At 58.0% G+C, this 14,650-nt stretch carries 11 protein-coding genes; all 11 read left to right on the top strand.

Going from position 1 to position 14,650, the window contains the following annotated elements:
• Positions 1-320 precede the first annotated feature (320 nt).
• The 11 genes from groL to atpE all read left to right on the top strand — a co-directional run bounded on the left by groL (position 321) and on the right by atpE (position 14,650).
• Positions 321-1,943: a chaperonin GroEL gene (groL, locus tag VLV32_06725; GenBank protein HUL41580.1), complete on the top strand. Its 1,623-nt coding sequence runs from the start codon at positions 321-323 to the stop codon at positions 1,941-1,943.
• 429 nt (positions 1,944-2,372) lie between these two features.
• Positions 2,373-2,924: an HPF/RaiA family ribosome-associated protein gene (locus VLV32_06720; protein HUL41579.1), complete on the top strand. Its 552-nt coding sequence runs from the start codon at positions 2,373-2,375 to the stop codon at positions 2,922-2,924.
• Between the two features lie 97 nt (positions 2,925-3,021).
• Positions 3,022-5,664 (top strand): plasma-membrane proton-efflux P-type ATPase, encoded by a 2,643-nt coding sequence (locus VLV32_06715; GenBank protein ID HUL41578.1) that lies wholly within the window; start codon positions 3,022-3,024, stop codon positions 5,662-5,664.
• A gap of 52 nt (positions 5,665-5,716) precedes the next feature.
• Positions 5,717-7,354: an AAA family ATPase gene (locus VLV32_06710; GenBank protein ID HUL41577.1), complete on the top strand. Its 1,638-nt coding sequence runs from the start codon at positions 5,717-5,719 to the stop codon at positions 7,352-7,354.
• 2 nt (positions 7,355-7,356) lie between these two features.
• Positions 7,357-8,319 carry a DHH family phosphoesterase gene (locus VLV32_06705; GenBank protein HUL41576.1) on the top strand — a complete coding sequence of 321 codons (963 nt, stop codon included), beginning with the start codon at positions 7,357-7,359 and terminating at the stop codon, positions 8,317-8,319.
• A 451-nt stretch (positions 8,320-8,770) separates the two neighbouring features.
• On the top strand, positions 8,771-11,314 hold the full coding sequence (glgP, locus tag VLV32_06700) for an alpha-glucan family phosphorylase (GenBank protein HUL41575.1): 2,544 nt from the start codon (positions 8,771-8,773) through the stop codon (positions 11,312-11,314).
• A 282-nt stretch (positions 11,315-11,596) separates the two neighbouring features.
• Positions 11,597-13,027 (top strand): F0F1 ATP synthase subunit beta, encoded by a 1,431-nt coding sequence (gene atpD / locus VLV32_06695; protein ID HUL41574.1) that lies wholly within the window; start codon positions 11,597-11,599, stop codon positions 13,025-13,027.
• Complete coding sequence (locus VLV32_06690) at positions 13,024-13,419, top strand: hypothetical protein (GenBank protein HUL41573.1); 396 nt, start codon at positions 13,024-13,026, stop codon at positions 13,417-13,419. The genes atpD and VLV32_06690 overlap by 4 nt, the downstream gene beginning before the upstream one ends.
• Positions 13,416-13,703: an AtpZ/AtpI family protein gene (locus tag VLV32_06685; protein HUL41572.1), complete on the top strand. Its 288-nt coding sequence runs from the start codon at positions 13,416-13,418 to the stop codon at positions 13,701-13,703. The genes VLV32_06690 and VLV32_06685 overlap by 4 nt, the downstream gene beginning before the upstream one ends.
• A gap of 9 nt (positions 13,704-13,712) precedes the next feature.
• On the top strand, positions 13,713-14,381 hold the full coding sequence (locus tag VLV32_06680; protein HUL41571.1) for a F0F1 ATP synthase subunit A: 669 nt from the start codon (positions 13,713-13,715) through the stop codon (positions 14,379-14,381).
• Positions 14,382-14,383: 2 nt separating this feature from the next.
• Positions 14,384-14,650 (top strand): ATP synthase F0 subunit C, encoded by a 267-nt coding sequence (gene atpE, locus VLV32_06675; GenBank protein HUL41570.1) that lies wholly within the window; start codon positions 14,384-14,386, stop codon positions 14,648-14,650.

Genomic DNA, 14,650 nt, shown 5'->3' with positions numbered 1-14,650 from the left:
CGCATTGCCCAAATGACGTCTGGCCCACTGTTTTGCCTGCCCGATGGCGATCCGAATTGCCTGGCCTTCCGGGTAGCCTTCGGCGAGCAGAGCGTTGGCGATAGCGATCGCCTTGTCGCGCACTGCCGGTTCAAGATGCTTCATTGAAGTAGGAAAGCGTTCGCTGTTCCAGGGCATAGCTGTCGAATGCAGACGGTTATGGGATAATCCAGTTGCGTACAGTTAATCGCGGACTAACGCAACTGATCTTGATCTAAATCAAGCAAAGCGCGGCGGACCTGATAATACAATTCATTCATTTCTAATATATAAAGACTAACATGACTGCCAAACAACTGTTCTTTCGCCATGATGCGCACCGCAAGATCATGGCGGGCGTGACTCTTCTTGCAAACGCAGTGCGTCCCACCCTCGGGCCCAAAGCTCGCACCGTGGTGCTGGAGCGATCTTACGGCGCGCCAACCATCATTAACTCCGGAGTCGTGGTGGCAAAGGAAATCGAGCTCAAGGATCCTCTCGAAAACATGGGTGTGCAGATGGTGAAAGAAGTCGCCGTCAAGACCTCGGACGTCGCCGGTGATGGAACCACAACGGCGACATTACTGGCTTACGGCATACTCGCCGAAGGCATGAAATATGTCGCTGCCGGCATGAATCCGATGGACCTTAAACGAGGCATCGATCTGGCGGTCACTGCAATCGTGGCTGAACTCGAACGGATGGCGAAACCTTGCGCCACGCGCACGGAGATTACCCAAGTGGCGACGGTTTCGGCGAACTCCGACCCCTCGATCGGCGAGATCATTGCCAATGCGATGGAGAAAGTGGGCAAGGAGGGGGTTATAACGGTTGAAGATGGCTCGGGCCTAAACAGCGAGCTGGAAGTCGTCGAAGGAATGCAGTTCGATCGCGGCTATTTGTCGCCGTACTTCATCAACACTGCCGAGAAACAGCGCTCGATACTGGAAGAGGCATACATTCTGGTTTACGACAAGAAGATTTCCTCGATTCACGACTTGCTGCCGGTGCTGGAACAGGTTGCGAAAGCGGGAAAGACGCTGCTGGTCATAGCCGAAGATGTCGAGGGCGAAGCGCTGGCGACGCTGGTTGTCAACACACTGCGCGGCGTGCTCAAGACTTGCGCGGTTAAGGCGCCGGGCTTCGGCGACCGCCGCAAATCCATGTTGGAGGACATCGCGGTTCTTACCGGAGGCCGTGTCATTGCAGAGGAAGTCGGCCTGACGCTGGAGAAGGCAACGCTCAAAGATCTTGGCCGCGCCAAGCGGGTCGAGGTCGACAAGGACAACACCACCCTTATCGGCGGCGCCGGCCAAGCCGCAAAGATCGCAGCACGGGTTGCCGAAATCCGGCAGCAAGTAAAGGATGCCACCAGCGATTACGATAAAGAGAAGCTGCAAGAACGCGTGGCAAAGCTCGCCGGCGGCGTCGCCATCGTAAAAGTCGGCGCTGCGACCGAAACCGAGATGAAAGAGAAGAAATCCCGCGTCGAGGATGCGCTGCATGCAACGCACGCAGCGGTGGAAGAGGGCATCCTGCCGGGCGGCGGCGTTGCCCTTCTGCGTGCCCGCGCGCGCCTTAGCGCACTTCACGGGGAGAACCTCGATCAGGATGCCGGTATCAAAATCGTGCTGCGCGCACTGGAAGAGCCGCTGCGCCAAATAGTGGCGAACGCCGGAGAGGAGCCGTCGGTGGTCCTCAATCGGGTACTTGAGGGAAAAGATAATTTCGGTTTCAACGCGCTCACCAATGAATACGGCGATATGGTGCAGATGGGCGTCCTGGATCCACGCAAAGTGACGCGCACGGCATTGCAGAACGCAGCCTCAATCGCCGGATTAATGTTAACGACCGATTGCATGATCGCGCAGCTGCCCGAAAAGGTCGAAGCGGGCGGCGCCGCGCCGGCAGGAATGGAATACTAAACCGCCCGTCGGCGGCCCGCAGAGCTTGCGGCTATAACGGGTAGAAAATTCTCAGGCTGGCGCGTATTATGCTGACGCGCGTGTCTGTCGACTCCGTACGATACCAAAAGCTTCGACCTCGAGCGTCCTGTGGTCGACCCGATGCGCAAGACTTGCTCGCTCGGCTCGATAGGTAATTTCACGGCACCCGATCTGTAAACAGCGTGGCGCAAATCGCTTTTGATCCCTCGCGCCGCAGATGCCTGCCCGAAGGTTCGGCACGCGCTCGATTGGGTGGGTTCAAAATACGTTCATGCATTGCCGGCGCTTTGGCTTGATTAAAATCAAAAGCGTTACTGCAACAGAGCGCATAATATTTTTGTTGAAGCAGCGGTCCGCTTTGGAAGTCGTCGTAACTCAACAATATCGTACCAGGAGGCAAATTTACCCATGCAAGTCCCTTTGCAAATTACCTTCCGTAATTTTCAGCACTCCGACGCGGTGGAAACGCGTATTCGCGAGAAAGCTGCGAAGCTCGAGGAATTTCATCCGCGCATTATCAGTTGCCGCGTCGTCGTCGAGGAGCGCGATCGTCACCATCACCAAGGCAAGCAGTTCAACGTTCGCCTCGACATCCGCGTGCCCGGGCACGAGCTGGCTATCGATCGCGATCATCACGAGGACATCTACGTGGCGGTGCGCGACGCTTTCGATGCCGCCGCCCGGAAACTCGAGGACGTCGTGCGAGTCCAACGTGGCGTCGTCAAGGCGCACGTAATGCCGCAGCACGGCAAGGTAGTGCGCTTGTTTCTCGAAGAGGGCTACGGCTTCATCGAGACCGCTGACGGGCGCGAGCTCTATTTCAGCCGTGACAACGTGGTGGAGCCGTCTTTCGATCAGCTCGAGATCGGCATTGCGGTTCAATTTATCGAGGAGTCCGCAGGCCAAGGCCAACAAGCGAAACGCATAACTGTTGGCAAACACCGCCCGCTCAGCGGTTAACACTCTAAACGGCGGTACGTTTCCTCGCGGAGTCGTACGGCTCCAATACTGTGTTTTGGACCGGTGACAAAATACGTGGGGGTTCAAAGGAGCAGGAGTGGAAGACGTGGCAACGGGACTCCCGGACAAACCGGACCAAGCGGTCCGGAAAACCGACGACTACGCTCAGCAATCAGCCCCCAAGACTGTGAGCGCGTTCGATGTTGACGCCAAGCACGGACTGACCACTCAGCAGGTGCAACAGCAGCTGGCGCGTTTCGGATACAACGAAATTACGGAAAAAGAAGAACCCCTTTGGCACCGCGTTTTCCGCCGTTTCTGGGGTCCGATTCCGTGGATGATCGAGGTCGCGGCCATCCTGTCGGCGGTGGTGCAGAAGTGGGAGGATTTTGGCATCATCCTCGTCATGCTTCTGGTCAATGCCGGACTGGATTTCTTTCAGGAGCATCGCGCTCTCAACGCGCTTAAGGCTCTAAAACAACGTCTGGCCAGCGAAGTCGTGGTTCTACGCGACGGCGCTTTCAAAACAGTCCTCGCCCGCGAGCTGGTACCGGGCGACATCATAAAGCTGCGCATTGGCAACATTGTCCCGGCCGACGTGCAGTTGCTGCAGGGCGACTACCTGCTGATCGATCAGTCGGCGCTCACCGGTGAATCCCTGCCGGTGAGCAAGAAAATCGACGCGATCGCTTACGCCAATACCATCGTCAAGCAGGGGGAAATGCTGGCGGTGGTAGTGAATACCGGATCCAGCACCAATTTCCATACGGTGGTGGCCCTGGTCGCCAAAGCGGCCCTGGAAGAGCGCAGTCATTTTCAGAAAATGGTGATCCGGATCGGCGACTTCTTGATCATGGTAACGATCGCTTTGGTGGTGTTAATTGTCATGGTCGCACTATTCAGGCATGAACACTTCCTCGAGATTGCGCGCTTTGCGCTGGTGCTGACGGTGGCGGCAATCCCGGTCGCCCTGCCTGCGGTATTGTCGGTCACCATGGCAGTCGGGGCGCTCAACCTCGCGCGCCGCAAGGCCATCGTCTCGCGCCTGACGGCTATCGAGGAACTCGCAGGCGTCGACATATTCTGCTCCGACAAAACAGGGACGCTCACCAAAAACGAAATGCGCGTGGCCGATCCCGTAGTTCTGGACAAGCATGACGAGAAAGAGCTGTTTCTGGTAGCTGCGCTCGCGTCAAGGCCCGAAAACCGTGACCCGATTGAACTGCCGATTTTTGAGTACATCGACGCGCACTTTCCTGAACTCGACTGGAAATCCTACCGCCAATCGCGATTTGCGCCGTTTGATCCGGTGCATAAGCGCACCGAGGCGGAAGTCGAGAAGGGCCCGGAGCGCTTTACCGCCGTGAAAGGCGCGGCGCAAGTGCTGGTGGGAATGGCGCAGCTTTCTGACGAACAGGTGCAAGATATCAACAAAAAAGTGGACGCGCTGGCTTCCAAGGGATACCGCACCCTTGCGGTCGGTCGCAAAACAGGCGATGCACCCCTCGAGTTGCTGGGCCTGATACCCCTGTATGACCCGCCGCGAGATGATTCAAAGCAGGTGATTTCGGACATGGGCGCCCACGGCGTGGAAGTGAAGATGGTCACGGGCGACAATCTTGCCATCGCCGTCGAGATCGGACGCTTGTTGGGACTCAAGCCCCGCACCATGCGCTCGGAGCAACTTTCCGGCAGCGCCGGCAGCGAGTTGCTGAGCTTGGCCTCAGTGCTCTCCGCCGCGATCTATCAGCGCCTCAAGCCCGAGGTCTCAAGTCGCGACGCGCAGCGCTTCGCCAAAGAAGTGATGGAAGGGGTGGGAACCATGTACGACACCCGCCTGCTGGAACGGGAGTTCCTTCACACGCACGAATCGGCGATCGTCGAGATGATCGAGTCGGTGGATATCTTCGCCCAGGTGGTGCCCGAGGATAAATTTCGCATCGTTGACACGTTGCAAAAAGGCGGACATATCGTTGCCATGACCGGCGACGGTGTCAACGACGCACCGGCCCTGAAAAGAGCCGACTGCGGCATCGCGGTGTCCAATGCCACCGATGCGGCGCGCGCCGCAGCAGACATCATTCTCACTGCGCCCGGGCTCGACGTCATCAACGAGGCGATTAAACAGGCGCGCATCACTTTTGAGCGCATGAAGAGCTACGCGATTTATCGCATTGCCGAGACTATACGGGTTATCCTGTTCATGACTGCCAGCATCGTGCTATTCAATTTCTATCCGGTGACGGCGCTGATGATCATTCTGCTGGCGTTGCTTAACGACATCCCGATACTCACCATCGCTTATGACCACACTAAAGTGTCGAAGCAGCCGGTGCGCTGGAACATGACCGAGCTGCTCACCGTGTCCACCATTCTGGGCGTCATCGGCATAGTGGCATCTTTTGGCCTGTTCTACATCCTGGTCGAGATGAAGTTTCCAAAAGACGTGATCCAGTCGCTGATCTTTCTCAAGCTGGTGGTGGCCGGCCACGCAACCATTTTCTTGACGCGCACCGAGGACTGGTTCTGGAAGCGCCCATTCCCGTCCAGGCTCCTGCTGCACGCCAGCTTCTGGTCCGCGGTGCTCGCGACGCTCATCGTTGTGTATGGCGTCCTTGTGACGCCGGTCGGGTGGAAGTACGCGCTCTGGATCTGGGCGTATGCGCTTGCCTGGGTGGTGTTTAACGACACGCTTAAACTTTGCACGTATAAGCTGCTGCGTTCACACGATGAGTTGTGAACGCGTCCCATTCGATGGGAAACTCGGCTAAACGAGAAAATTATCGGGAACCATGACGCAATCAAGCGGCGGCCAACTGCCCCCGGGTGCATTCGCCGCTGGGCAGTCAAGTTCTGAAAGACTCATCGCGGCGCTGAGCGAGCCCAACCGCTATCCGCACCCGGTCCAGCGCGTGGACCGGATGGAGACGCATATTTCCTGGATTTTATTGACCGGCGATTACGCATACAAAATAAAAAAACCGGTCAATCTTGGTTTCCTGGATTTTCGCTCACTCGAGTCACGGCGTTTCTACTGCTGTGAAGAACTGCGTCTCAACCGGCGCACCGCACCGCAACTGTATTTGGATGTAATCCCTATCGCGGGCAGCGAGTCAAAGCCGGTGCTGGGTGGCGCCGGGCCGGCCATCGAATTCGCAGTCAAGATGCGCCAATTCCCGCAACAGGCCTTGCTTGACCGGATGGCGAAAAGCGGAACGCTCACGCCCAAGCAGGTGGATTCTCTCGCGCGGGTCGTCGCCGAATTCCATTGCACTATTGAGCGCGCCGCTACGAAGCTGCGGTTTGGCTCACCGCAGCTGGTATTGGCGCCCGCAATCCAGAATTTCGACCAGATGCAGGAACTCGCGCAAGCGACGCCGCAGCGCGAGCTGTTGCGACAGCTCCGCGCCTGGACCGAGCGCGAACACACTGCGCTCTATGCGTTATTCGATGCGCGTAAACGCGGCGGCTTTATTCGCGAATGTCACGGCGATCTGCATCTTGGCAACATCGCATTGCTCGATGATGTGCCGACCCCGTTTGACTGCATCGAGTTTAATGAGGAATTTCGCTGGATCGACGTCATGAACGAAGTGGCATTCCTGACGATGGATTTGATTGACCACCAGCTTCGGACGCTCGCTTTTCGCTTCCTGAACCGATATCTTGAGGCAACGGGAGACTACGCGGGAATGCGGGTGCTGCGGTATTATCTTGTCTATCGCGCTCTGGTTCGCGCCAAGGTGTCCTGCATTCGCGCACACCAGCCGCATGTTGAGGGCCAGGAAAAGTCCGGCGCGCTTCGGAAGTACCAAAGCCGACTTCAGCTTGCCGAATCGCTTTCCGCGCATTCTCCGCGCGCGTTGATCATCATGCACGGGCTTTCGGGGTCGGGAAAGACCACAATCGCGCAATCGCTGCTCGAGTCGCTGGGCGCGGTTAGGCTGCGCTCCGACGTGGAGCGCAAGCGGCTGCACGGCCTGGCGCCGCAGGCGCGAACCGACAGCAGCCTCGCTGCCGGAATTTATACGCCCGACGAAACCGAGCGTACTTATAACCATCTGGCGGAACTCGCGCGCCAAGTCATAGCGGCCGACTATCCGGTCATTGTGGATGCGGCGTTCCTCGTCCGCCAACAGCGTGAATTATTTCGCAGGCTGGCACGCGAGATGGAGGTGCCTTTCGTAATCCTGTCGTGCACTGCGCCGCAGGCCGTGCTGCGCGACCGGATCGTGCGGCGCGAGCGCGAGGCAAAAGATGCTTCGGAAGCCGGGCTTGCTGTTCTCGAGCAACAACTGGCGACGCAAGAGGCGCTCGGAACAGACGAAGTTGCACATATATTGAACGTTGCCCCGCAGCAGGTCGGGACGCCCCAGGGTAAGCTGGCAGAACAGCTTGCGCTGCGCCTTGGCTTGACGGGTGCCGGCTGAGTATGCGCTATATCGACGTTTTCAACGGCGATGCAGATGGTATTTGCGCATTGCACCAGTTGCGCTTGGCCGAGCCGGTTGATGCCGAGCTGATCACCGGAGTCAAACGCGATATTGAGCTGCTCAAACGCGTCAATGCGGGGCGCGGGGATGAGGTCACTGTCCTTGACATTTCGCTCGAGCGAAATCGCGCCGCTCTGGTAAATTTACTGGAGCGCGGCGCGCATGTGCGCTATTTCGACCACCATGCCGCGCCCGATATCCCCGCCCACCCCGGTTTGAGCGCGACGATCGACGAGTCTGCCGACGTATGCACCAGCATTTTAGTCGACCGGTTTCTCGCCGGGCGCTTTCGCGTCTGGGCGGTGGTCGCCGCCTTCGGCGATAACCTGGTAAATTCCGCTGCGAAGCTCGCCGAATCGCTCAACCTCGACGACGATCAGCAAATCGCCTTGAAAGAGCTGGGGGAAAACATCAACTACAATTCCTATGGCGAAACAGAGTCTGATTTGCTGATTCCTCCGGCTGAACTGTACCGCATCGTCAAGCGTTACTCCGATCCCTTCCGTTTAATCAAAAAGGAAACCTTGCTTGAGCAGCTGAGTAAAGAGCGTGCATCCGACTTGCAGCGCGCGTTGGCGATCGCCCCGCTGCGCACGGCGGGTGCATCGGATGCATACTTGCTGCCGGACGAGCCGTGGAGCCGAAGGGTCAGCGGCGCATTCGCCAACCATCTTGCAATAACCGATCCAAAACGCGCACACGCGGTGATCACTCGCAACGCGCGCGAGGGCTACACAGTCAGCGTGCGATCGCCGCATGACGGGAAAACCAACGCGTTGGATTTCTGCCGAATGTTTCCCACGGGCGGGGGCAGGTTGCGCGCAGCGGGAATCAATCACCTTGAGTCGTCGCGGCTCGAAGAATTATTGAACCGGTTCGAGGAGGCGTTCCAAAACCGCTGACTTCAGTGTATGCAGGAGAACGGGTCAAGCATGAATATCAAATGCAAGTCTTTAAAACCACTTAAAATCCGTGGTCAGGCATTGTGGTTGGATTGTAATTGGCGCGAGCTCAGTGCTTTCTCGGCCGTGCAGCCGGATTTGCCCACGCCAGGGTCATCATGCTTTCACATAATTTGCCCTATAATTGCAAATTCGAGTACGACCCTCCGAACGGAAATCCTACGCAGTCTTCCCTACCCGGAGGACTAATTCAAACGCGAACGAATTGAAGGTGATCAACAAGCGCGAAGGGTTAGCGGCGTCTGCTTTTGGAGCCGAGAACCATGATTTACGCAGAAAGTTCCAGCGGATCGAATCATCGATGCTGCGCCGCCGTAGCGCCTGCGCTAAGGCGCGCGGATAATGGTAATCACAGTTCCAATCCTGCAAGACGCAAAGAATAGCCACGACTATGAGCGATCATACGCAATCTCGCAGCCCCGTTTACGAATTCCTGCCTTCGGGAATTGATGGATTCGATTCGCTCGCCGAGCTTGCGTTGGACATGCGCTGGTCGTGGAATCACGCGGCGGACAAAATATGGCGCAAGCTTGACCCCGATTTGTGGGAACTTGCTCACAATCCCTGGGTTGTCCTGCAGACTGTTTCGCGCGGCCAGCTGCAGCGCGTGTTGGCCGATCCGGTATTTCGCAAGACTATAGATGAATTGGTGCAGGCCAAACGGCAGGCAGCGGACACGCCTGCGTGGTTCCAGCAGAATTATCAGAAATCTGCCTTAAGTTGCGTCGCTTATTTCAGCATGGAATTCATGTTGAGCGAAGCGCTGCCCATCTACTCCGGCGGCCTTGGCAATGTTGCCGGCGACCAACTCAAATCTGCCAGCGATTTGGGCGTACCCGTGGTCGGAGTGGGACTGCTCTACCAGCAGGGCTACTTTCATCAAATCATCGACCAGGACGGGTTGCAACAAGCGCTCTATCCCTACAACGATCCAGGCCAATTGCCGATTACTCCAGTGCGGGAATCGAGTGGAGAATGGTTACGTTTGCAAGTTGAGCTGCCCGGCTATTCGGTCTGGCTACGCGCCTGGCAGGCGCAGGTCGGGAGAATCAAACTTTATTTACTGGACAGCAATGACGCTGCGAACTATCCGGCGCATCGAGGGATAACCAGTGAACTCTATGGGGGCGGGCCGGAATTGCGCCTGAAGCAGGAGCTGGTTCTTGGAATTGGCGGATGGCGGCTGCTACGCGCGCTCGAAATCCAGCCTGAAGTTTGTCACCTCAATGAGGGACATGCGGCTTTCGCAGTGCTGGAACGGGCTCGCTGTTTCATGGAAGACACAGGGCAGCCTTTTGACGCGGCACTAAATGTCACACGGGCGGGTAACCTTTTTACCACACACACCGCGGTTCCCGCCGGCTTTGACCTTTTTTCGCCGGTTATCATCGAGCAGTACCTCGCCCGATATGCCCAGAATAAGCTCGGAATAACACTGCACAGTTTGTTGGCGCTCGGCCGCAAGAATCCCAACGACCTACTGGAAAATTTCAATATGGCCTATTTGGCGGTGCGCGGCAGCCGCGCGGTCAACGGTGTGAGCCGCTTGCACGGCGCAGTGAGTCGGCGCATCTTTGCGCCGCTGTTCCCGCATTGGCCCGAGGAAGAGGTGCCGATTGGGCACGTGACGAACGGAGTCCATGTGCCGAGTTGGGATTCGGCGGCCGCGGATGAAGTGTGGACCGCGGCCTGCGGTAAAGACCGCTGGCTGGGAACGATGGACGCCGTGGAACAGCAGTGTCGCTCTATTTCCGATGCCCAGCTGTGGCAGCTGCGCTCAGCCGGCCGCAAGTCGCTCGTCGAATATGCGCGCAGACGTTTGTCGCGGCAACTCGCCGCCTCCGGCGCTTCATCCCAAGAAATTGAGGTCGCGGAACATCTCTTCAGCCCCGACGCGCTGACGCTGGGTTTCGCGCGCCGCTTCGCAACCTACAAGCGACCCAACCTCTTGCTGCACGATCCTCAGCGGCTGCTGCGGCTGCTCTCCGATTCGCGGCGGCCGGTGCAACTCGTCATTGCCGGCAAGGCTCATCCGGCGGACAAAGCGGGCCAGGCGCTGATCCAGCAATGGATTCAGTTTATCCGGCGGCCCGAATTTCGTCCGCATGCTATTTTCCTCGCAGATTACGACATGCTCTTGACTGAACAGCTGGTCCAAGGCGTGGATGTTTGGCTCAATACGCCGCGCCGGCCATGGGAAGCGAGTGGGACCAGCGGCATGAAAGTGCTCGTCAACGGAGGTATCAATCTCTCGGAGTTGGATGGCTGGTGGGCCGAAGCCTATACGCCCGAAGTGGGATGGGCGCTCGGCGACGGCAAGGAACATAACGATGATCCGGCTTGGGACGCGGCGGAGGCTGACGCGCTTTATGATCTGCTCGAACACGAAGTGATTCCGGAGTTTTATGACCGCGACCAGCATGGCATTCCAACGGCGTGGGTGAAACGCATGCGCGAAAGCGTGGCACGGTTGACGCCTTACTTTAATGCCAACCGTGCGGTGCGTGAATACGCCGAAAAGTATTACTTGCCGGCCGCGGCTGTGTATCGTGAACGCGCGGCCACCAAGGGCGCGCTGGGAGCACAAATAGCTGCTTGGCAGCACACTTTGGAACAGAAATGGAACACGCTGCGCTTCGGCAGGGTGACGGTTGAGACTAAGGACAAGCAGCACACGTTTGAGGCTCAGGTCTATCTCGGAGGCCTCGACCCAAATGAGGTGCGCGTCGAGCTTTACGCGGACGGGATCAGCGGCAAGTCGGAGGTGCAGGTCATGGCGCGCGCTGAGCCGGCGACGGGCATCGCGGGAAGCTTTGTGTATCGAGCGCAAATTGAAGCGGCCCATCCGGCCGCAGATTTTACCGCGCGAGTGGTGCCGCAGCATTCCGGCGTTGCCGTTCCTACTGAGGCTGCTTACATTTTGTGGCAGCGCTGATCCGCTAGCGGCGCATGCCGGTGACCGCAAGCGCGGCGTTGCAGGGTATTTGATGCAGGTCAATAATCGAACGCCGGTACAATGTAATATTTAATTAGCAATGCGCCCGGGCTGCTCGGCGTTTCCAAGATGCGTTCCGACGCGCGCGATTTGCCGAAGGGCGAAGCCAAAAATGTCCGCAGCCGCGAGCCGAGTTACCATTCGGGTCGTGAAAACCAAGAAAGTACTTATGATTGTCAGCGCAGTGTGCCGCCTTCCGCGTAAATAAAAAAGGACGATCGCATGGATGAATCCGGGAATCGCAATATTGAAAAAGACGCGGGCGGAGCCGAGACACTTGCCACGGACGGGCTGTTTGGCAGGATCGAACGCATTGACGGACCTGTCGTCGACGTCTCTTGCAGCGAAACCAAGTCGCTGCACCGCGCGCTTTACTCCGAAGAAAATGGCAAGCGCTACGTCTTTGAGGTCTATCGCGATCTGGATGAGCATCATGTGCGCGCTATCGCGCTGCACTCCACGAGCGGACTGAAGCGCGGCATGCCTGTGTTTGACGGCGGAGGAGGGGTGCGCGTGCCGGTCGGGCCTGAATGTCTGGGCAGGCTTGTGGACATGTTCGGCGCCCCGCTCGATGGCGGCGCTCCGATCCAAGCATCGGCGCAGCGCGAGATCGTTGCCCCGCCGCCACCGCTCGCGCAAACCCTAGGTTCAGAGGGAATCCTCGAGACCGGCATCAAAGTCGTCGATCTGCTGTGCCCGTTCGTGCGCGGCGGCAAAACCGGACTGTTTGGTGGGGCCGGGGTTGGCAAAACCGTGCTGCTTACCGAGTTTATTCACTCCATTGTGCAGCTGCACCAGGGGGTATCGGTATTTGCGGGTGTCGGCGAACGCATCCGCGAAGGCCACGAACTCTGGCACGACCTGCAGGATGCCGGCGTCATGCCGAGGTCGGTGCTGGTGTTTGGACAAATGGACGAGTCGCCGGGCGTGCGCTTCCGTGTCGGGCTTACGGCATTGACTTACGCCGAATACCTGCGCGACAGCCTGCACAAAGAAGTGCTGCTGCTGATCGATAACGTGTTCCGGTTCGTACAGGCGGGCAGCGAAATATCCGGGTTGCTCGGCCGCATGCCGGCCACGGTCGGATACCAGCCCACGCTGCTCTCAGAGGTCGCCGAGCTCGAGGAGCGCATCGCTTCCATTTCGTCCGGCAGCATCACATCCGTGCAGGCGGTCTATGTTCCAGCCGACGATATGACGGACCCAGCCGTCAGCTCGATTTTCGCGCATCTCGACACGGTGGTGGTACTTTCACGCGATCAGGCGGGGAAAGGAATTTATCCGGCAGTCGATCCACTGCGCTCGTCAAGCCGGCTGATGGATCGCACTACGCTTGGAGACAGGCATTTTCGCATCGCAGAAGGCGTGCGCGAACACCTTGCGCGCTACCACGAGCTGGAAGACATCATTGCGATGCTCGGCATCGAAGCGCTCTCGGAAACTGACCGCAGGATAGTGCTGCGTGCACGCAAGCTGGAGCGTTACCTCTCGCAGCCTTTCCACGTTGTGAGCCAGCACACCGGAATAGGGGGTACATCGGTGCCCCGCGCGGAAACACTCAACGATTGCGATGCGTTCCTGCGCGGGGACTATGATACCCTTCCGGAAGACCAGTGCTACATGCGCGGCTCGATGCGCCAGGCAAAGGTATGACGGCATTTGTGCTCACATTGCACAGCGCGACTCAGCGCGAGCGCATTGCGGGTGTGAGCCGGTTCGTGGGCGAGGACGCGAGCGGGCAATTTTGCCTGCTGGCGCACCATGCGCGCATGGTGACCGTGCTTATATGTGGCGTCGCCCGGTACTGCTTGAGCGACGGCGCTTGGCGCTACATTGCGTTGCCCGGAGCGGCGCTTCACTTTGCCGGGAACGAATTACACATTGCCACGCGCCGCTATGTCCAGGGGCCCGATTTTAAAGCCATCAGCTGCGCGCTGTCGGATCAGTTGATGGATGAGGAGAAGCATCTGAGAAGCTTCAGGGATAACCTGACCCAACTGGAACAGCAAATCTTGCGCAAACTTTGGCAGATGGAGCGGCGGTGAGTGAGGATCACGAGCAGGACAAAGATCTGCAGTCGGAAATCGAGCGCCAGGCGCGCCGATTTGAGCAGGCGCGGCGCGACCGCGCCAAAATCCTTGCGCAGACGGTTTTTCTGGGAACGCTGGGTGGACTGTTCGTGCTGCCGGTTGTGGTCGGAGCTTATTTGGGCAATTGGCTGGACGATCATCTGCCAGGGTATTCGATTCACTGGACCATCAACTTGATTTTGCTGGGCGTGGTCGTCGGGGCGATTAACGTTTATCTTTTCATCAAGAATCATCTTTGAAAGCCGCACATGGTTCCGGAAATCGTTTTTCGGCTAGGACCTTTAGGAATCAGCAGCACGGTGGTCACGACCTGGGGCATAATGCTCGGTCTCGCCGCGGTCGCCTGGTTCCTGACGCACCGTCTTGCTCTGAGCCCTTCTGGGACGCAGAGCGCAATTGAAGCCATCGTTGAAGTCATCGACCGCGCGGTGCGCGCGGTTCTGCCCGAACCGCCGCCCGGCCTCGTGCCTCTGATCGGAACCCTTTGGATATTCATCGGGACAGCGAATCTTATTGGCGTTATTCCTGGACTGTCCTCGCCCACGGACGATCTTTCGCTGACCGCTGGGCTGGCCTTGTTGGTGTTCCTTTCAGTACATTGGTTTGGAATACGCGGCAGCGGTATCGGCCGCTACCTGCGCCAGTACGTCGAGCCCAATCCCATCCTGTTGCCTTTTCACCTTGTCAGCGAGTTGTCGCGCACGGTCACGCTTGCTGTGCGGCTGTTTGGAAACATGATGAGTCTTGAAATGGCCGCGGCACTGGTTTTGCTGGTCGCTGGACTGTTGATGCCGGTTCCGATACTCATGCTGCACATTATCGAAGCACTGGTGCAGGCCTATATTTTCGGCATGCTCGCCCTGGTCTATATCTCGGGCGGCATTCAGTCGCATTCATCATCCGGTAAAGGAGAATAACCATGAAAGACATGACCTGGTTTTCGATGCTGTCGACTGTCGGCGCGCTCATCGCAATAGCGTTGGGTGTGCTGGGGCCCGCGATTGGAATGGGCCGTGCCATCAGCCAGGCGATTGACGCGCTGGCGCGGCAACCTGAAGCCGAAAGATCCATTACGCGCACACTCTTCATCGGGCTCGCAATGATCGAGTCGCTCGCGATCTATGTACTGGTGGTGGTATTGATCGTGTTGTTCCGCAACCCGCTGCTGGAATATCTCGTCAAGTAG

The sequence above is a fragment of the Burkholderiales bacterium genome (genome assembly GCA_035518095.1).
GTDB lineage: Bacteria > Pseudomonadota > Gammaproteobacteria > Burkholderiales > JAHFRG01 > JAHFRG01.
The sequence above is the reverse complement of the archived record's forward strand: the minus strand, read 5'-3'. Positions and strand labels throughout refer to the sequence as shown.

Bases quoted from the DNA above. Each gene is read 5' to 3' on its own strand.
- groL (HUL41580.1), top strand. From the start codon at position 321: ATGACTGCCAAACAACTGTTCTTTCGCCATGATGCGCACCGCAAGATC.
- VLV32_06720 (HUL41579.1), top strand. From the start codon at position 2,373: ATGCAAGTCCCTTTGCAAATTACCTTCCGTAATTTTCAGCACTCCGAC.
- VLV32_06710 (HUL41577.1), top strand. From the start codon at position 5,717: ATGACGCAATCAAGCGGCGGCCAACTGCCCCCGGGTGCATTCGCCGCT.
- VLV32_06705 (HUL41576.1), top strand. From the start codon at position 7,357: ATGCGCTATATCGACGTTTTCAACGGCGATGCAGATGGTATTTGCGCA.
- glgP (HUL41575.1), top strand. From the start codon at position 8,771: ATGAGCGATCATACGCAATCTCGCAGCCCCGTTTACGAATTCCTGCCT.
- atpD (HUL41574.1), top strand. From the start codon at position 11,597: ATGGATGAATCCGGGAATCGCAATATTGAAAAAGACGCGGGCGGAGCC.
- VLV32_06690 (HUL41573.1), top strand. From the start codon at position 13,024: ATGACGGCATTTGTGCTCACATTGCACAGCGCGACTCAGCGCGAGCGC.
- VLV32_06680 (HUL41571.1), top strand. From the start codon at position 13,713: ATGGTTCCGGAAATCGTTTTTCGGCTAGGACCTTTAGGAATCAGCAGC.
- atpE (HUL41570.1), top strand. From the start codon at position 14,384: ATGAAAGACATGACCTGGTTTTCGATGCTGTCGACTGTCGGCGCGCTC.